Below are 19,026 nucleotides of genomic sequence, written 5' to 3' on the forward strand. Positions count from 1 at the left end.
AATGCCTGAGCATCAAGACGCAGAAGAACCCATTCGCACTTTGCCGCAAGTTACTGATCAACGCCTCCCGCGCGGCTTATGATCAGTTACAGCTGCTTCTCGCAGCTACTGCGTAACATCAGTTACTCAAATTATGTCTGGCGATACCTTATTTCGTATGGGTGGCAGCACTGCCTTGACTCAGCGTTAGCGTGCCATAGTTTAAAGGCACGGGTTGACCGCCAGGGTAGGTACGTGGCCAGATCAAGGGCGGTGAAGTCAATGGCAGCCCTTCGCTTTCCAGCTCGATAAAGTACGACTGCCAGCCGGTTTGGGAAGGGTCGGGTTGGTAGCTGAACCGGCAGCCATTGGCATTGCATCCGCCGCTGACTTCATGTTGTTGATAGTTGATGTTGGAGCGCAGGCGGAAGTCACGTTTCGTTGGATTGATCGCTACCCAGGCACGTGCATTGGTGGCTTGCGTATCGGTTTCCAAGGTGACCATGCCTGATGCCGGGTCGGACGAAACTGTGACGCGTGGTGTACGCTGACCTTCCAATGTATGCGTCAGATATTTACCCATATTCTCCAATACCAACGCGCCGTTGATAGCATGCGACTGGTTCGGCAGGTAACGGACCAGGGTAGTGCCGGTAAATTTTGGCAGGTAGGCCCAGGCTGAATCCGGTACGGCAAAGTCGTCGCCCGCGGCCGATATCATGTATTTATCCAGCCTTGCCATCTGGGTTGGGTAGTTCACCACATCTTCAAACGCCGTCAGGCGGTCAAGTGCTGGTGTGCTTGCCAAAATGTCATCGACCACTTTGTTATCCACATAGTTACGTAACGCCACCGGCCATTCGTTGCCATAGCTGCGGTAAACATGCGTGAAGTTCTCTTTTACATTCCAAAAGTCCGCCACGATAGGCACGACAGCCTTGACGCGCTCGTCGTTCAGGCCGGTAAGCCATGCAGTCCAGCCACGCTTGGATGCGCCGGCCAGCACGAAACTGGCGGTACCCTGGGTTTGCTGTTGCTGCACCACATTCATCGCTTCACGCACGGCTTGCGCCATTGGCAGGTGCAAAGAGCTGAAGCGTTCTGTCTCTGGCGCATCGATAAACCGCCGCCACGTAAACGCCACCAAGTCATCTTCACGGCCCGGCGGGCGTCCATCCAGCGACAATTGCTGGTTGGGCACGAAGTACAGGTCGGCAACGACAATGCCCAACTTGTTCGCCAGTACCTTGCCAGGGAAGTCCACCGGCTTGCCCTTGATATCGTCTGGTGTTGGTAGATTGATGCCACTGTTGATGTAAAGCAGGGTAGGCGCATTGGCGCGCAGGTTTTTCGGCCTGTAGATGCGTAGTTCGTGCTGCCATTGCGGCGTGTCGCTGGTCAACGTGGAAAAGTTGCGCGGCCAGGTTTGTGAGACAAAGCGATAACGGCGTGTTTGCACCTGCCCATCGAGTGATTCGTCAATGAGTTCTGCGGGCTTGGCAGTGGGCGCTGCGGCGGCAAAATAGTCTCGGACAATGCCTTGTTCACTGTGTACCGGCGGGTTGTTGCTGATGCAGGCACTTAACAGTGTCAATGCACCTATCCCGAACAAGGAACGGGCCAGCGGTTTCCTAATAGCTAATTTCACAAGCATCCTTAATGTAAAACAGGTCGGTATTACCCGGATTGCCAAGCCTCGTTGCCTAGGTGGTCTTGAGGGGGCGGTCTATTCCGGCTCCCTTCGTCGTACTTGCCCGGCACTGGTTCACCGTTGTGGCTGAAGAGGCGGCAATATAATTTCCGTCACATTTGTGCCCAGCCATTGGCCGGTAAGGCACTAAATGACGGTGAAGGGTTGGACAGGCTCGGGTACTGATTCTTCGACTCGAAAGTATCACAGAGGATGTTGTGGCTGTATGGGGCTTAATGAGAGCGAAATGAACTAGTACTTCAAAGCGCCGCTACATTTAGAGTCTGCTGACGACCTATAGCCTGTAGATATTGGGTAAATGGGTTGCAACAAGCCAATCGCATAAATCCCGATTAGATGGGTACAGAGGATAGAAATGAGATGGGTGCTTTTTCGCTGATAACGATTTGGCGATCAGACTGGATGAACCAGAAAAGACCGGACCAAGCACTGGTGAGGGTACCGAGGAGCAGCTTGATCGCAAAAGAGGCACCTGCAGGGGGGACAGCCAGGGAGTGGGCTCTGCAGATGCCTCGCTAACCGTTGAAACCTGTTCAACATCTTAAATTACGCGTTATCTAAGTTGGAGCTTATGTGTTGCTCGTGAGCCCTTCTTAGAAATTCGTAGCCTGATGGACTATGTAGATTCCGGTATCCGGGCTACGCATCACCCCGCTAAGAGTTTCGCGCTAAAGACGATTGAACGGGTTTCGGTGTTTAGTTGGTTTTTACTTGTAGATCGTCCTGAACGCCCTTGACGCCTTCAACTTGCGCTACGACTTGCAGGGCACGTTCGCTGGCTTGTGCGTTATTGACCGAACCGCTCAATGTGACTTGCCCACCACGTGTGGTGACCTTGATATCAAGGGCAGAAAGGCTCTTGTCTGCGACCAATGCTGCTTTTACCTTGGCAGTGATGGCTGCATCGTCGAGTTGGTTCTCAGTCTTGACGATAGGGCCTGCGCCGGCGATTTCAGCTGGCTTTACATCAAGGGCAAATGCTGGGCTGGCGAGTGCTGCTGCGAAAGCAAGGGCTGCGGCGATGCTGCTGATAGTTTGACGATTCTGCATTGGGAAAGTCCTTTTTCGTAAGCTTGTAAGCGGATCAACAAGGCGCATTAGGATCAGCGCCACGCTTGTCCTATTTAGCAAACCGCGTGCCAGATAATAAAATCCTTTATATTTCAAATGGATAGATTTCTTTTCTGTGTGCTGTTGCAATGGGAAGGCGCGTAGTGCTATGCAAAATTGTCGGCTTAGGGCGACATACTGTGTGCTGTGTGCTTATTTGGATGGGTTTTGCGGGCTCAAGAAGTAAGCCTAGCCGATTTTTGGCTGCCACCCATTGAAATACGAACGGGATTTTCGTGATGGCTAGTAGTTTGATCTGTAAGGTAAACCACGGGGATTTTGCAGGCCATGCACTGTGTGAAGCAGGGTTCTGAGATTATATATTCTTCTTGTCGTGGTTTCGCGACGCTGCGTTGCTGACGCGTGTGACCGTTACTCAGCGAAAAGCAAATCAAGCTAGCAAATCAGGGTGCAAGCCAGTCTATCAGCGCCTATTTGCACCCTTGCTGCGCAAAGCGGACTTTAGAACCTATTTACGATCTTACTGCGCAGCTGCGGTCAGGGCTCATGTGCCGCCCTTCACCCAGCTGACAGCTGCTCGTGACAGATCGGAAACAGGTTCTTACATATCGCTGTCGTAGAAGAATTCCTCGCGCACAATCTTGCCGTTCTTCACCGTATACAGGCCTATCTCATCGAGCTGCATACGTTTGCCGGAGGGTTTGTTCGTGACGTCGTACTGAAACCGAATGGCAAAACGGTCGCCGTGCGGCCATGGTCCGGTAATGTTGGCGGAATGGACTTCATGATTCTCTATCCACCATTTGCCTTTGCCTTTGATAGCGGTGTGGCCTTTCACCTCTTTCTGCCCGTTCGGCATCTCCAATGCTTCCACGCTCAGTGCATCAGCTGCATATAACGTATCAAGTGCTTCGTCGGTCTTTCTTTCCTTGCAAAGGGCGACCAATTGTTTTGCGATTGACATCGTGCTCATATGATTTCCTCCTGGTGGATAAAGGTACGTAAAGGCCGAAGCAGTTTAGTACTTCTGTTCTGGCCCTATGCATTGAAATGCCGTGTTCTAGCCAGTGCTTAAACCTATGGGCAGCCGCTTGATCTAAATAGGTAAGCCCGCAGCCAAGCTAGACGAGCAGATGCTTTCTGGAGACGGCGCTGAAAATAGGTATGCTATGCAATGGGTTAGGTGGACTACTGCGAACAACTAACCTCGACTGAATATAATAGGAGGTGACGATGGTGAGGCAGAATGTCGTGAGTAAATGGCTAGCGGTATTTCTTCTGGCTTGTGTGGCCTTTACTGCACAGGCGAAAGAAGTCGGGACCGTATACTGGGTGCCGTTTCAGATTCAAACCTATCTACCCGTCACGGTCGACGACATTGCCACCATGATGGACGCGCCCTGCGTCTTAACGTCGGAAGGCGCGATACGGGATATTGTCGAGGCGGCCAAGCCTACCCAAAAGCCTTTCAATGGGAATGCGGTAAGGGCAAAAATCAGCGAGGGGAAGGCAACACTTGTCGTTGATAACCAGGGCACCTTGAACATGGGCGGAAAAATGCTTGCCATGAGCGAGGAAACTCTAAAGGAAGTCGTACTAAAGCATGGCGGCTGTCCAATAGAAAAGTAGTTAGTTTTCCGGTGCTGCGAATGCCCCGATTTTCCTAACCATGATCAAGTTCATCCTGGTATTACTCGCTTGTTTGCAACAGGCGGCAACTCCTCATTTTGAATAAGCCTATACAGCGATTGACGGTTGTCCATCGCTGCTTGGCGTGACCGTCTACAAGACCATTTCTGTTTAAATGAGAGTTAATCAAGCATTTGATTTTAAAGTTTTATTTCCGTAATTCCTTTGGTGTGTAAGGAACAAATGTACTGGCTCTGTTGTGTTGCTACGACAACTATGCGTTCAGTGAAATACAAATATATGACCACTTATTGGAATTGGTTAAGCTTTGCGCCGGGCAAGGCTGGCAGGGGTGCCAGTTGCGCCTGTGTGTTGGCGAGAGCCAATCGGGTTCGAGGACCGATCAAATCTAATAAAGTGGAGATACTAATATGCTCAAGCGCGTGATGATCGCGGCTGTAGTTGCAGCGGCATTTTCCGCACCAGCGTTTGCCGGCCTCAATCTTGGTGGTACTGCTGAGCTAAATTTCGTCTACGACAAAGGCAAAACCGAATACACCGACAATGCTTGGCGGTCGGGACTGGACCGCGCCATCGTGATCAATATCGATGGCGAGACCAAGCTTGATACTTTAGGCAGCCTGAACTTCCGTGTGTCGCAAAAAGTCGCAGAGGGCGACCGGACGCCGGCAGTCGGGTCGCGTGAAGCATGGGTTGGCCTGACAGGCGACTGGGGCACTTTCCGTGGAGGTCGCCAATTTTTAAATAGTTATCTCACCCTGGACTGGCCGTACGGCCAAGGCGGTTTTTGGGAACTGGCCGAGCGCGACCTGGGCAATTGGGGCGGCAGTGGTAAGGTGACTGCGCCTATCTATATGTCGCAATCGCTGAATTACCTGTCACCCAAAATGGGCGGTTTCAGCTACAGCGTGCAATACGCCTGGGCCGAAAAGTCCAACGATGCAAAGTTGCGCGAGGGAGCCACAACCGATATTTCCTTGAACTATGCGGCGGGCGACCTGAGCCTGAACGGTGGGTTTCTCACCGCCAAGGGCGTGAACAACTTTGATGGCAAGACAGACCAAAGCGACAAAGACCAGCAGTACTACTTTGGCGCTACCTACAACGTGGGCGGGGGGCTATTGGTTCGGGGTTTGTACACGGGCTACGAGCACAAGAGTACAGCGGGTGATAAAGCCAAGGGCAGCGACTTGATTACGGGGCTGACCTACAGCTGGGCCAAACACTATGTGAAGCTTGGTTTGTTGCACCGTGTGGACAAGGCTTCGATGCTGACCACTCGCAAAGACTTCAATCTGGTCAAGGCGGAATACGGCTACAGCTTGGCGTCGAATGTCGTGGGTTATATGCGGGTAAGCCAGAAGAAATGGGGCAAGGAATCAATGGGCAAGGGCGAAAGCTATACCCAGTTCCTGACTGGAGTATGGGCTGGTTTTTAGCAGGTGCTCACCGGACGGTTCAATGCATGCCTGGAAAGAGGGCGCTGCGGTTGCCCTCTTGTCATGTTGGCAGAATGCGGTGCGCTGCCTGCCAGGCATTGGATGTGTGCTTAATCCACTAAGCTGGCGTTTGCGATTAGGTCCAGTGAATTACTCGCGGTGTAGAATCGGATTTCTACAAATCTAATTTCCTTCAACGATGCGAGATGTAGTTCAGGCAATACGTCAGCAACGCTTGCACGAATTGGACTCCTGGCTGGAGCGCATCGTGATTTGGGGCGCTGCTGCCGGTGTCGGACTGGTCATCGTGCTGTTTGCCCGCCTTAGCGATTACCTGGGCCAGCATTTCCATCTGCTTCAGGCCGATTACAGCTGGGCCCCGCTTCTACTGACCCCACTTGGGGGCATGCTGATTGTCTAAACTGCGCGCCGCTGGTTTATGGGAGCTGAAGGCAGTGGCATTCCACAGACTATTGCTGCATTACAGGTTATTGGGCCGGACGCCAAGGTTGAGCGTTTTCTTTCGATGAAGATTGCGTTTGCCAAAGTAATGCTTGGCTCAACGGCGGTTGGCCTGGGTTTCTCGATGGGGCGGGAAGGGCCATCGGTGCAGGTGGGGGCCAGCATCATGTATGCAATACGCCGCTTCTTGCCGCTCGACCATATTACGGCGCCCCATCATTTGATTCTGGCGGGCGGCGCGGCCGGGATTGCTGCAGCGTTCAATACGCCTTTGGCCGGTATCATCTTCGCGATAGAAGAGCTATCGCGCAAATTCGAGCAGAAGACCAATGGGGTGTTGCTGACGGCTATCGTATTGGCTGGGGTTGTGTCGATTTCTCAGCAAGTTAACTATCTCTACTTCGGCCATTTCGCTGTCTCGCGCATCGATTCCGCCATTATCCTGCCCGTTTTGGTTTGCAGCCTTGTATGTGGCGTCATCGGTGGCTTGTTCAGCCGCACCTTGCTGTGGGCGACGCAGCCCTGGCCCGGTTCAATCGGGCGGTTTCGCAGCCTGCATCCCGTCTGGTTCGCCGGTGGTTGCGGCTTGTTGGTAGCGTTGTTGGGTTTGCTGACACATGGGGCCAGCTATGGATCGGGCTACGACGCCACCCGTGAAATGCTGCTTAGCCCTCAGGTGGCATCCTGGACCTTCGCCCCAGCCAAGTTGTTTGCAACGTTGATTTCCTACTTCAGCGGTGTACCGGGCGGTATTTTCGCCCCCAGCCTCGCCGTTGGCGCAGGGATAGGTCACAATTTGGCGCCCTTGCTGGGCCAGGAAATTCCCAGCGCCAGCATCTATGTACTCTGCATAGCGGCCTTTCTGGGCGCGGTGAAGCAAGCACCTATCACTGCTTTCATCATTGTCATGGAAATGATTGATGGCCACGAGATGGTGCTGAGTCTGATGGCGGCGACGTTGATTGCCTCGCTCGTCGGCAAATTGTTCAGTCCACCGCTTTACCACACGCTGGCGCAGCGCCAGCTTGGATTGACCCCAACCGATACAACCGTGCAAAAAATGGAAGCGGAAGCACAAAAGAAACCGGCACCATAAGATAAGCGCACATTCTGTCGAGCCCTGGTAATAGGGCGTTAACGAACCACTGGGAAGCGAAATGGCGAATGACCAAGCAGTGTTTATTTATCTCGACGGTATCAATTTGCCGGAAGAAATTTACGAAAAATTCGACGTCGCCACGCTGGAAGAACAGCTTGTCAAGGCAATCAAAACGCAAGGGCTGGGTGAGTTCGACGGGAATGAGTTCGGCACCACCGAGGTAATGCTCACGCTGTATGGGCCGTCGGCCGAGAAACTTTATGCAGGCATCGAATCCATTATCGCCCGCTACCCACTGTGTAAAGGTGCGCGCGTTATTCTGCGCAGTGGTGGGCCGGGTTCGCCAGAGCGGGAGTTACGGGTTCGGACTTAATGGGATTCTAAGTACTTGTCTAAAGTCTGCTAAGCGTCGGCAATACGGCATTGAAAAAGTAAGATCGCAGGCAGGTTCTAAGAACCTGTCTAAAGTCTCGCGAGCTAAGGCAAGATAAGGCGAAAACAGCCGAGGAAGCGGAGTTTACAAGTGGTAAATGAGCATTCCGAGGGTGTTTCAACGCCAGATTGCCGACGCACAGCAGACTTTAGACAGGTTTTAAGCTGAATGTCTCTTCAAGCCAATACAGTCTCCTCCCGCCGCACCGGCATCATCACTTTTCCATCCTCTCCAAATACATGGCAGGTCTCTGGGGTGATGGCGATGCGTACCGTGCTGCCATTGGCGGGTGGGGTGTGGTTGCTGGCGAGTTTGACGGCCAGGGGGTCTTTGATGTCCTTTACCCTCACGTAGGCTATTTGCGTGTCGCCCAGGTGTTCAACGATATCGACTACGGCAGCCAGGCCTTCGTAGCCGAGGCCAATGTGCTCGGGGCGGACGCCGATGGTGACGGGCGTGCCATCGGGCAGGGGCAATTGAATATCCAGCTCTGCTTTATCGGCTAGTTGCAAGCCGTGGCCTGCAACCTTGGAGGGTAGGAAGTTCATTCGTGGTGAGCCAAGAAAACCGGCGACGAACAAGTTCGCTGGTTTTTCGTACAATGCCAACGGGGTGCCAACCTGTTCGATACGCCCGCCATTGAACACCGCAATACGGTCACCTAGTGTCATGGCTTCAACTTGGTCGTGCGTGACGTAGACCATGGTCGTTGCCAATTCCTTATGTAATTTGGCCAGTTCGATGCGCATTTGTATACGCAGCGAGGCATCAAGGTTGGACAAAGGCTCGTCGAACAGGAATACATCGGGTTTGCGCACAATGGCGCGGCCGATGGCAACACGCTGGCGCTGGCCGCCCGAAAGCGCTTTGGGTTTGCGGTCAAGTAAATGGGTGATTTGTAAGATATCAGCAGCTCGATGTACTGCAGCCTCAACGTCTGCTTTGGGTTGCTTGGCCAGCCTCAGGCCAAAGCCCATGTTTTCGCGCACGGTCATGTGTGGGTAAAGCGCATAGCTTTGGAAAACCATGGCAACACCGCGTTTGGCCGCGGGAACGTCGTTGACTACCTGCTTGCCAATGATCAATTCGCCGCCGCTTATGTCTTCCAAGCCTGCAATCATGCGCAGCGTGGTGGTCTTACCGCAGCCGGAAGGGCCGACGAACACCATGAATTCGCCGTCGCGGATATCCAGGTTGATACCGTGGATGACGGTAGGGCCGTCCTCATAGGTTTTTTGCAGTTGCTTCAGCTTCAGTTCGGCCATGGTGGTGTTTCCTTTTGGCTAGCATTTCGGTACGACAACAACCAGGTTCTCAGACGCAAGTAGATTGGTTTTACGGAATGGGCATCACCGGTGCAGCAAGATCATGCACCTGCCCCAATGCCGCAGGCAGGGTACCCGTGGCCTCTAACTCGCCTTTCAGCCAGCCGACTACCGCATTTAGCGCTGCATCGGCAAACCCATAGGTGACCAACGCGGGGCAAGCCAAGTCGCCGGCGGCGTAGGGGTTCCACAGGGCCAGATGCAAGTTAGGTTGCCAGCGGGTGTGCTGCTCATTGTCGTAGCGCTCGCGGGTGGTGGAGGCCACGATGGTGAACGCGCCATCCTGCGGCAGGGTGGCCCAGTCCAAGTCGCTGCGCTTTTGGTAGGTCACGACTTCCAGGTCGTATAGCGGGGCCAGTTTTTCAATCAGCACGCGGGCGGAAAGGCCGGCTTCCGATACCCCATCGGATGGGGCATCGGCCTGCAGTACCAGCCGTACCTTACTGCCAAGATCGGGTCGGCAGACATAGCCTACCAATGTCAGGGCGTTGGCCCAGGCGCGGGCGAACAGTGCGCGGTCGGCGGCGTCTTGTTCAGCGCTGTATTCACGCTGTTGGGATGAAAACCGCGCGGCCATAGCGCTGACGCGGGCATCGGCCTGGGCGAGCCGTTCGATGTGGATTTCACCAGTGGTGACCGCGTCGATCAATGCTTGCTTGGCGGCTGCCATCTCTTCGGTGAATTGCAGCACGAGCGACAGGTCGGCACCGGCCGCCAGCGCCATGACGGTTCCTTTGGCCTGGCCCCAGCGCTCGCGTATGGCCTTCATGTTCATGCCGTCGGTAATTGTCACCCCCTCATAACCCCAATCGTCGCGCAATAGGGTTTGCAGGATGGTGGGTGATAGGGTGGCGGGCAGGGTGCTGTCAAAAGCTGGGAAGATAATATGTGCGCTCATCAAGCCGGGTGTTTGCTTGAGCAGCGCATGAAAGGGCGACAGTTCGTATTGCTCTAGCGCGGTACGCGTTTTATTGACCAAGGGCAAGTCGAGGTGCGAGTCGGTATGGGTGTCGCCATGGCCGGGGAAATGCTTGACGCAGGTGGCGACGCCTTCGCCTAGATGCCCTGCCATCCACGCCCCGGCTAGCCTTGCTGCCTTTACTGGGTCTGCGCCAAAGGAACGCTCGGCAATTACCGGGTTTTTGGGATTATTGTTCAGGTCCAGCACCGGGGCGTAATTCCAGTTCACCCCCAGTGCCGCCAAGCCACGCGCAACAGCCGCCCCTACCTGATATGCCAGTGTTTCGTCACCCACTGCGCCCAGTGCCATGGCGGAGGGGGCTTGGGGTAGAAAGAGTGTACGCATCACGGCGCCACCTTCCTGGTCCATGCCGATCAACACATCATTGCCAATAGTGGCTTTCAGGTCGGTAATCAGCTTGCGCGTGGTTTCCAGGTTGCTCACGTTGCGGCGAAACAGGCAGATGGCACGTATATGGTGCTGGCGCAGGAAGCTGGCTTCGTCGGCGGTCAGGGTATCACCCGCGACATCCACCATCAGGGCGCGGCCGGCTAGTTTGTTCAGGTCTTGGGTCATTATTTCGGTGTCCGTTGAGAAGCCATAACGGTTCGCTAGGTACTACGCTATTTCACCGCGCCTTCAAAGCCACGTAGGAAGTAGCGTTGGGTAAATAGGAACATGATCAGGATAGGCAGTACCGTGAGTACCGCCCCGGCCGCCACCAGCCTTGTCTTGAAGCTGAAAGCGCCCTTGAGGTAGGAGACGCCCACACTGAGCGGAAAGTTCTCGACACTGGTCATGACGATGGAGGGCCAGATGTACTGGTTCCAGGCACTGACGAGGGTAAGAATGGCCAGTGCACCCAGGGCGGGTTTGGCAAGGGGGAGCATGATCTTCCAGAACACTTCCCATTCGTTGGCCCCATCGACCTTGGCGGCGTCGATCAAATCTTGCGGCACCGCTTCGAAGGCTTGCTTCATCAGAAAGATGCCAACCGCACCGGCAAGATTGGGTAGCACTACACCGCTGATGGTGTCGGTCAGGCCCAGTTTGGAAACCGTGATGAAGTTAATCAGGAAGTTGACTTCGCTGGGCAGAATCATGGTGGCGACGATGGCCCCGAATACGAAATTCCGTCCGGCGAAGCGCATGCGGGCAATAGGGTAGGCGGCGAGGCTACAGATGATGAGCGTACCGACTACGGTAGCACCCGAGATCAGAATCGAATTCTTGTAGAAAGCCCAGACATTGATGGTTTGGAACACTTCAAGGAAGTTTTGCAAGCCTGGCTCGGTAGGCAGTAGTGCAGGCGGGAAGGCATAGACTTTGCCGGCGGTGGAGACGGCGGTGACCAAGGTCCACCAAAATGGATAGACCGTGATGACGGCCAGCGCAGACAACACAAGATAGTGCAGGCTGCGGTTGAGCCAACGTTGGTAATTGAAAGTTTTACTGCGTGTGGCCGGCGTAGCAGCGGATGCCGGCAGGGTGGTGATGTCAGTCATGGTGGCCTACTTGGTCTTGGGCGTGAGGTAGCGAAAGTTGAGCCATGCAAGCGCCATACAGAACAGCGACACAATGAAACTGGCTGCCAGTGCCCGACCAAAGTTAAGTGACTTCATGCCGAATTCGTAGGCGTAGTAAAGGGCGGTAAACGTGGATTGGTAGGGGCCGCCCTGGGTCATAATCTGTACTTCCTCGAATGCCTTGACGGCGGCAAGCACCGACATGATCGAGCACAGCAAGATGGTAGGCATGAGCAATGGCACGGTGATGCGCCAGAACTTTTGCCATGCGTTCGCGCCATCCAGCGTGGCAGCTTCGTAGACATCCTGCGAAATGGCTTGCAAGCCGGCCAGATACAACACCATGTACCAGCCAAGACCACGCCAGATGGTGACGAACATCACCGCCAGCAATGCAATCCGGTCGTCATTCAAGAAACCGATGGGCTCGTTGACGATATGCAACCAACGCAGGATGCCATTCAGAGCACCATCCTCGGTGTACATGAAGTTCCAGATCACACCGATAACCGATACGGTTGTCACTACCGGCAGGTAGTAGGCCGCCCTGAAGTACTTGATGCCGGGCAGGTTGTTGTTTACCAGTACCGCGAGGAGGATGGCGAAGACTTGGATGATCGGCACCACTAGTAGGTAGATGGCCGAGTTCTTCAGCGATAGCAGGAACAATTCGTCATCGAGCAATTCACGAAAGTTATCGAGCCCTACCCACTGAGGGGCGTCGATCAGGTTGTACTTGGTAAAAGCGATATACGAACCAAAACCTACCGGCCAGAACGAAAATACCAATAGCAACGCGATGGCTGGCGTCAAAAAGGCATAGGCCGTGAGGTTGGCTTTGCTTGAATACTTCATGGGCTTCACTCCGAAGCAACCCTGGCGGGCATCTGGCACCGGTATCTCAGCGCCAGATGCGATTAGACTGAAAACAGGCGCTTACTTGGTTGCCAGCTTCACGTTCCAAAAATTGGCTGCTTCATCAAGCGCCGCTTTGGCAGTTTTGCGGCCGGTTACAGCCAGCTCGACGGCAGCGCCCAATTTGTTCGACAACACTTCCGAATCCTTCACCCCGCTCAGGAAAACAGTACGGGTGTTGTCGAGGTTCTTGGCTGCTTGGGCGATAGCCTTTTCCACTGCGCCGGCATTGGCGGGGAGGATTTGGAAATAGGGATGCTGTGCGGCTTTCCTGGCGGTGGGTAAGGCACCAGCGAGTTTGGCGAACGCCAGCTGGTTTTCCGCGTTCGTGAGGTAGTTACCCAGTTTGCCAATTTCCGGCAACAGTGCCTTGTCGACGTTTTTGGCCACACCGTAGTTGAACATCCACCCGCCTGATGCGATGCCGGTTTTGCCCACCGGTGCGCCGGCAACTTCCGTTACCTTGTAGATGGCGGGTGCATCGTCCCGTACACGGGTCATCGAGGACGGTACCGAAACCAGCATGGCCATACGCCCACTGTTATAGGCGGCCATTGATACCTGGAAATTGTCTTGCGAAAACAGGCTGTCCTTCAAGAATGCACCTGATTTGTAGGCATCGGCCAGCTTTTTCACCAAGGCGATGTGTGCGGGTGAGTTGAACACCGCCTTACCGTCCTTGATGACATCGAGTCCTTCCTGTAGGAAGAAGCCTTCCACTTTGGTCGGGCCCAGTGCGGGCGCGAAGCCAGCTATGCCGGTTTTGGCCTTGATCTGCTTGGCGTAGGCGATCTGCATATCCAGGCTGTTAGGTGGTGTTTTCGGGTCAAGCCCTGCTTTCTTGAATATGTCGGTGTTGTAGGCAATGACATTGGCCCCGTTGTAGAAGGGGAAGGCCCAGGTTTTGCCCTCAAACTGGACGTCCTGCAAGGCGCCTGCAACGTACTGCGCTTTGTCGATCAAACCATCCAGCGGTTGGATGAGACCATCCTGTTTGTAATCGTAAGTCCAGGGCACGTTCAGGTTCACCAGCGCAGGGGGCTTGCCTGCCGCCACGGCAGCCGTGAACTTGGTCTGAATCACATCCCATGGGTAGTCCGTCCACACGACTTCCACATTGGGGTGCTGGGCGTTGTACTTATCCAGCATGCCTTTGAAGAAGTCGTTGAACTTGGGTGCGAGGCTCATGGTCCAGACTTCGAGTTTTTGCTTTTCGGCTGAAAAAGCCGGGGCGGAAGCGGCGAAGCTGGCGGCAACGACTGCGGCGGTCATCAATTGCTTGAATTTCATGGGTGTCCATCCAAAAAGTGTCTGCGAGCAGGTTCTGAGTCGTGTAAGGGCTTGTGGCGGATGCCACCAACCAACTTTTTGCGCCGTCGGGGTTCGAGGAGGACAACGGTGCTTCCTTCTTCTTTGTGTCGTGATGCTGTTGTTTTTATGTACTGCGGTACGGCTTGCAACGGCTGGCAGGGTGGGTAGGCCAGTCATTGATTGGGTCTGTGTTTAGTGTGTCAGGGTGACTTTGTTCAGATGGCGCGGTTGGTCCGGGTCAAGTTCTCTCGCTCGGGAAAGGGCTTCCACCATAGGGTAGAAGGCTGCGATGGCGGTAATCGGGTCCAACTCTGCCACCGGGGCAGGTGGCAACAGCAAGTCGCGGCTGGTGATGTCGGCCGGGGCGGCGAGTAACACCCGTGCACCCCGGTTGCGCATTTCTTCTGCGAGCTTGATCTGCCCGCCTTGGGCGGGGCCGCGTGGGGCGAAAATCAGCAGCGGATAGCCTTTATCGACCAGTGCCATCGGGCCGTGTTTTATTTCTGCACCGGAAAACGCTTCTGCCTGGATTGCTGCGGTCTCTTTGCATTTGAGTGCCGCTTCCATGGCAATGGGCAGCGTCAGCCCACGGCCGATTACCATGATGCGTTCGGCGTCCCGCAATATCTCGACGGCAGCAGACCAATCGGTTTCCTGAGCTTGTGCCAACGTATCAGGTAAGGCGGCAAGGCCGTCGAGCAGCGCGGTATCGTTGGTCCAATGGGCGATAATGCGTGCGCTGGCAGCCAGACTGGCGATATAGCTTTTGGTGGCGGCTACGGCGTATTCAGGGCCGGCTTCAAGCGGTAATGTCCACTCGGCGGCCTCGCCCAGCGGCGAGGTTGCGTCGTTGACGAGGGCAACGGTTTCGGCGTGGCCTGTGCGAAAGCGCTTGATGGGCTCGACCACATCGGGGCTGCGGCCCGACTGGGAAATAGCGACGGCGATGGTGCCGGCCACATCGAGTGGTGCGTCGTATAAGGTAACCAGCGACATAGGCAGCGATACCGCCATACGACCCAGGCGCAGCATGGTGAGGTAGGAAAGATAAGCGCAGGCATGGTCCGAACTCCCACGCGCAACCGTTATCATGGCGTGGGGGTCCGTCTCGCGCAGGCGTTGGCCCAGTGCCTTGAAGTGGGCATTCTGTTTATCCGCTTGGCGCGCAACGACGGCAGGGCCTTCGCGCATCTCTTTCCACATACAGGTAGTCACTCGTTGCTTCTCCACAGTTACATCGCCAAGAGTCTGAAAAGCCTGCTGCGCACCAACAAAACGATATTGCAAATACTCCGGGTTGCGTTAAGCCGGCACCAGCTCACCTTCGACATAGACGGCTTTCAATCTCAGATTGCGATCGATAACCACAATATCCGCCTGCGCATCGGGCTTGAGTACGCCGCGGTCATCCAGGTCCAGCATTTCGGCTTGGTAGGTTGATAGCCGCCGCGCTGCATCATCGACCGGCAACCCAAGTCCGACCAGATTCCGCAGTGCTTCGTCCAGCGTAAGCGTCGAGCCGGCCAAGGTGCCATCGGACAGGCGTACGCCGCCCATGCACTTGGTGACGGTATGCCGGCCGAGCTTGTAGTTGCCGTCGGGCATGCCGGCTGCGGCGGTAGAGTCGGTAACGCAATACAGTTTCGGAATGGCGCGCAGGGCGGCCTTGATGGCACCTGGGTGTACATGCAACAGGTCGGGGATCAGCTCGGCGTATTCGGCATGGGCTAGGGCTGCACCTACCATGCCAGGCTCGCGGTGGTGCAGGCCACTCATGGCGTTGAAAAGATGCGTAAAGCTGATGGCCCCGTGCTGCATGGCCTCAACACCGTCTTCATAGCTTCCCAGCGTATGGCCGAGCTGAACGCGGATGCCGCGCGTGACGAGGTCCCCAATCAAGGCCATGTGGCCATTTACCTCTGGAGCTAGCGTGAGCACCTTGAGTGGCGCGAACTCGCTGAAACCAGCGATCTCCTCAAGCATGCCATCACGGGTAAAGTTGGGCTGGGCCCCTAGCTTGCCCGGGTTGATATACGGCCCTTCCAAATGCACGCCCAGTACGCGCGCGCCGCCTGGGGTACGCTGCGCCATCGCGCGTTTGACTCCTTGCAACGCCAGCTCTATCTCCTGCTTGGGCGCAGTCATCGTCGTGGCCAGGATGCTGGTGGTGCCATGGCGCGCGTGGGTGCGGCTGATGGTATCGAGCGCGTCGCCGCCTTCCATGACATCACGACCGCCACCGCCGTGGACATGCAGGTCGATAAAGCCGGGTAGGAGGTAGTCGTCGTTGTTGTCGGCCGGGTCGGCAGCAAGCGCTTCAATACGGCCGATCTTATCGCTGAAGTGCAGCGCACCGTGTTGCCAGCCTGTGGGGGTGAGGATATTGCCGCGCAGGGTATGCATATTATTTTTTGGTCTTTTATTGGCGCATTAACGGCGCAGCTCGGCGACAAAGTCGTAGTAGTCGTTGCGGCAGTAGGAATAGGTCAGCTCTACCGGTAGGCCGCTCTCCAGATAGCCGATGCGCGTAATCATCAGCATGGCCGAACCGGATGGAATGCCGGCCAATTGGGCAATTTCATCGCTGGCATTGATGGCCTTGATGTGTTGCAGGGCACGGGTTACCGGTGTGCTGCGGCTGTCGAGCCAGCTGTAAAGTGAATCACCCATCGCGGTGGGGTCGGGCAGGTAGCGACTGGGTAGTGTGGATGTCTCGACGGCCATCACGGTGTTGTCGGCCATGCGCAGACGCTTTATTCGGGCTACCGTGGCGGCAGGTGATAGCCCCAGGCGGAGCACTTCTTCCTGGCTGGCGATGCTGATGATACGGCTGAGCCAGCGTGAGGCTGGCGCAAAACCGCGATTGCGGATCTCTTCTGAAAAGCTGGTCAGGCGCGAAAGCGGTTGGACCAAGCGCGGGGCGATGTACGTGCCCGAACCTTGTCGCCGCACGATCAAGCCTTGCTCGAACAGGATATCCATGGCTTTGCGGGCGGTTACCCGCGAAATTTCGAGTATTTCACACAGTACACGCTCGGATGGCAGCGCTTCATCGGCCTGCCATAATCCGGCCGAAATGGCGCTGGAGAGTTTGCTGGCCACCTGCAAATACAGGGGGGTGCTGCTTTCGGCATCTGGCTTGATAGCCAATAGTGCAGCTTCACGTGCCTTATCCATTGATATGTTTCCGAATCAAGTACAGCGCGCCAGTGGCGGAGTCGCCCAGAGGCTGGCGGGCGCGGTTGACCAATGCTGTAGGCAGCCAGGGGCGAAGCGCCTCGGCCAGGCCACCACACAGCGCGAACGGCAAGGTTTCGTCTGGGTCGAGCGCATGCGCAATCGCCGCGATTTCTTCCCCTGCGAGGGCCAGGATAGTAGCAGCGGCGGCATCCTGCTGCCCGTAGGCCAACACCAGCGTTGCAAGTTGTGCGTAAGTGGTCTGGTTCGCTTGGCTCAGCCAGATAAAGGCCGGGTCGACCGAGCCGCCAAAATGGGTGATGACAGCGTCTGCCAATGGCCCTCGCATGGCGCGGCCATCCAGGGCTTTTTGCGCCAACTGAGCGGCGCGTAGGCCAATCCAGGCACCACTGCCCTCGTCACCAACGGGGAATCCCCAACCTGACACAGTGCGTTTATTGTCGCCGCCAAACCAGGCTTCCCCTACGCTGCCGGTGCCGACAGCCACAATCACACCCGGCTGGCCGGCATGTGCGCCCAGCAGCGTGGTGAAGCCATCGTTATCAAGTCTGATTGCCGGGAAACTTGGCGCTTCGGCCAGGAAGGCCTGGGCCCAACTGGCGTTATGTACCCCTGCCAACCCAAGGCCAATGGCGCAATGGGTGGGGTTGAAGGTTTGCCCCAGGTGGGCAAAGGCTTGTTCTGCGCAATGGCTGATGGCGCGCCAAGCCGCGCTGACGCCGAGCCCGAGGCCAGAGGGACCGCCTGTGGCGTGACTCAGTATCTGGCCGTCGCGATCTGCCAACAGCAACCGGGTTCCGGTGCCGCCGCCATCGACACCAATGAAAAAATCGAAGGACATTACGTCTGCTCCAGGGGGCCGTTGATACCGGTCTTATTGTGACTGGTTGGATACCAGTTGAATACAATACCGATTCAATACCACCTGATGGGTGGTGTCAACGCTTTTTCGGGACCGACAGAGGCAGTGATGGTGTGGGGAAAGGTAAAACATGCCCGGACTCGCGAGGCGAGTATGGCAAGGGATGTATGGAATGTAACGGCCCGAAAAAGATGTGCCGGGTTACTTGGCTTTTCCGGTGGGGAAGAGCATTTGAGAGGCGTCTTCTGCACCCAGGTATTTTTCGAGAATGCGCTTGAGCGTACCGTCGCGCCGCATGGATTCGATCAAATCGCTTACCCGTTGTGCTTGCTCAGCCGAAAAGCGTGCTTTCGATAGCATCAGGCACACGGGGGCGCGCGCGTCTTCAGGCACCCAGTCTTCTACGCTGAAGTCATTCTCCAGTTGTTGTGCGGAGAGCATCGCGCGATACGCTGGTGCGGAAGAGATGATGGCTTGCACACGGCCAAGGCTCAGTATGTTGTAGAGTGCCTTGATGTCAGCCACTTCCAGTACGCGGCCTTGTTCTTGCAGTGTGGTGACAATCTTGGCGTAACCGGGCCCGTGTGAAAACGTGCGCCCGATGGCGATCTGCAACTGTGGGTTGGACATGAAAGCCTCCTTGCTACGCACTGGGGCGGCAGTCTTCCTGACAATGGCAAAGTTTCGGTGATAGATATAAGGCACCATCCAGGCGATTTTTTCGCGTTCCGGCGTTTGGAATTTGTGCCCGGCCATGTCGGCCGTCCCCGCCTCAATACGGCGCAGGATGCGTATGTTCGACTCGATATCTACTATTTTACGGCAGCCCATCCGACGTGCAATTTCGTCAAACAGCTCATGATCAATCCCTGCGGGTTGCTTATCGGGTGTAAAGAAGTAATAGCGGCCAAATTCGTCGGCAGCGATGTGTAATTCCCGATCACAAGGGCTCGCCCAAGTGCTGGTTGGCGAGAATAGCAAACCGAGTATGAAACACCACAGACCTATCAGATGTACCCACATTGCCACCTCCCAATGCCGCTAGCACGGCATAGTCCCTGGATGTTTCTTTAGCATAGTGGGT

At 55.6% G+C, this 19,026-nt stretch carries 18 protein-coding genes; 5 read left to right on the plus strand and 13 right to left on the minus strand.

Annotation, left to right across the window (positions count from 1 at the left end):
- Positions 1-148 precede the first annotated feature (148 nt).
- The 3 genes from CSQ89_RS06555 to CSQ89_RS06565 form a co-directional block, all read right to left on the minus strand.
- The gene (locus CSQ89_RS06555; protein ID WP_158228921.1) at positions 149-1,627 is read right to left on the minus strand and encodes a PhoPQ-activated protein PqaA family protein; all 1,479 of its coding nucleotides are present in this window, start codon (positions 1,625-1,627) and stop codon (positions 149-151) included.
- A 759-nt stretch (positions 1,628-2,386) separates the two neighbouring features.
- Entirely contained in the window at positions 2,387-2,740 is a 354-nt protein-coding gene (locus CSQ89_RS06560; RefSeq protein WP_099405381.1) for a BON domain-containing protein, read from the minus strand.
- 622 nt (positions 2,741-3,362) lie between these two features.
- Complete coding sequence (locus CSQ89_RS06565; protein ID WP_099405382.1) at positions 3,363-3,734, minus strand: nuclear transport factor 2 family protein; 372 nt, start codon at positions 3,732-3,734, stop codon at positions 3,363-3,365.
- A gap of 278 nt (positions 3,735-4,012) precedes the next feature.
- Here CSQ89_RS06565 and CSQ89_RS06570 point away from each other — a divergent pair, with 278 nt between their 5' ends.
- The 5 genes from CSQ89_RS06570 (at position 4,013) to CSQ89_RS06585 (ending at position 7,784) form a co-directional block, all read left to right on the plus strand.
- Complete coding sequence (locus tag CSQ89_RS06570) at positions 4,013-4,390, plus strand: hypothetical protein (RefSeq protein WP_139022833.1); 378 nt, start codon at positions 4,013-4,015, stop codon at positions 4,388-4,390.
- A 431-nt stretch (positions 4,391-4,821) separates the two neighbouring features.
- The gene (locus tag CSQ89_RS06575) at positions 4,822-5,850 is read left to right on the plus strand and encodes a porin (protein ID WP_099405384.1); all 1,029 of its coding nucleotides are present in this window, start codon (positions 4,822-4,824) and stop codon (positions 5,848-5,850) included.
- Between the two features lie 199 nt (positions 5,851-6,049).
- Positions 6,050-6,271, plus strand: a complete 222-nt coding sequence (locus tag CSQ89_RS22855; RefSeq protein ID WP_199065281.1) for a hypothetical protein — start codon at positions 6,050-6,052, stop codon at positions 6,269-6,271.
- 18 nt (positions 6,272-6,289) lie between these two features.
- Positions 6,290-7,408, plus strand: a complete 1,119-nt coding sequence (locus CSQ89_RS06580; RefSeq protein ID WP_199065284.1) for a chloride channel protein — start codon at positions 6,290-6,292, stop codon at positions 7,406-7,408.
- A 61-nt stretch (positions 7,409-7,469) separates the two neighbouring features.
- Positions 7,470-7,784, plus strand: coding sequence for a hypothetical protein (locus CSQ89_RS06585; RefSeq protein WP_099405385.1), 315 nt, complete (start codon positions 7,470-7,472; stop codon positions 7,782-7,784).
- A 236-nt stretch (positions 7,785-8,020) separates the two neighbouring features.
- On the opposite strand, the gene CSQ89_RS06590 is transcribed toward CSQ89_RS06585, so the two are convergent.
- From CSQ89_RS06590 to CSQ89_RS06635, 10 genes are all read right to left on the minus strand, one after another.
- Positions 8,021-9,109 carry an ABC transporter ATP-binding protein gene (locus CSQ89_RS06590; protein WP_099405386.1) on the minus strand — a complete coding sequence of 363 codons (1,089 nt, stop codon included), beginning with the start codon at positions 9,107-9,109 and terminating at the stop codon, positions 8,021-8,023.
- Positions 9,110-9,179: 70 nt separating this feature from the next.
- Positions 9,180-10,706 carry a beta-N-acetylhexosaminidase gene (nagZ, locus tag CSQ89_RS06595; RefSeq protein ID WP_099405387.1) on the minus strand — a complete coding sequence of 509 codons (1,527 nt, stop codon included), beginning with the start codon at positions 10,704-10,706 and terminating at the stop codon, positions 9,180-9,182.
- A 47-nt stretch (positions 10,707-10,753) separates the two neighbouring features.
- Positions 10,754-11,635, minus strand: a complete 882-nt coding sequence (locus CSQ89_RS06600) for a carbohydrate ABC transporter permease (protein WP_099405388.1) — start codon at positions 11,633-11,635, stop codon at positions 10,754-10,756.
- 6 nt (positions 11,636-11,641) lie between these two features.
- Positions 11,642-12,511, minus strand: a complete 870-nt coding sequence (locus CSQ89_RS06605; protein ID WP_099405389.1) for a carbohydrate ABC transporter permease — start codon at positions 12,509-12,511, stop codon at positions 11,642-11,644.
- Between the two features lie 81 nt (positions 12,512-12,592).
- Complete coding sequence (locus tag CSQ89_RS06610) at positions 12,593-13,861, minus strand: extracellular solute-binding protein (RefSeq protein WP_099405390.1); 1,269 nt, start codon at positions 13,859-13,861, stop codon at positions 12,593-12,595.
- Between the two features lie 213 nt (positions 13,862-14,074).
- On the minus strand, positions 14,075-15,097 hold the full coding sequence (locus tag CSQ89_RS06615; RefSeq protein ID WP_233202978.1) for an SIS domain-containing protein: 1,023 nt from the start codon (positions 15,095-15,097) through the stop codon (positions 14,075-14,077).
- Between the two features lie 87 nt (positions 15,098-15,184).
- Positions 15,185-16,285, minus strand: a complete 1,101-nt coding sequence (nagA, locus tag CSQ89_RS06620; RefSeq protein WP_099405392.1) for an N-acetylglucosamine-6-phosphate deacetylase — start codon at positions 16,283-16,285, stop codon at positions 15,185-15,187.
- A gap of 27 nt (positions 16,286-16,312) precedes the next feature.
- Entirely contained in the window at positions 16,313-17,059 is a 747-nt protein-coding gene (locus CSQ89_RS06625) for a GntR family transcriptional regulator (RefSeq protein ID WP_099405393.1), read from the minus strand.
- Positions 17,052-17,921, minus strand: a complete 870-nt coding sequence (locus CSQ89_RS06630) for a BadF/BadG/BcrA/BcrD ATPase family protein (protein WP_099405394.1) — start codon at positions 17,919-17,921, stop codon at positions 17,052-17,054. Before CSQ89_RS06630 ends, CSQ89_RS06625 begins: the two co-directional genes overlap by 8 nt.
- Positions 17,922-18,143: 222 nt before the next feature.
- Positions 18,144-18,965, minus strand: coding sequence for a substrate-binding periplasmic protein (locus CSQ89_RS06635; protein ID WP_099405395.1), 822 nt, complete (start codon positions 18,963-18,965; stop codon positions 18,144-18,146).
- Positions 18,966-19,026: the final 61 nt, after the last annotated feature.

It is taken from the genome of Chitinimonas sp. BJB300 (assembly GCF_002735695.1).
Lineage (GTDB): Bacteria > Pseudomonadota > Gammaproteobacteria > Burkholderiales > Chitinimonadaceae > Chitinimonas.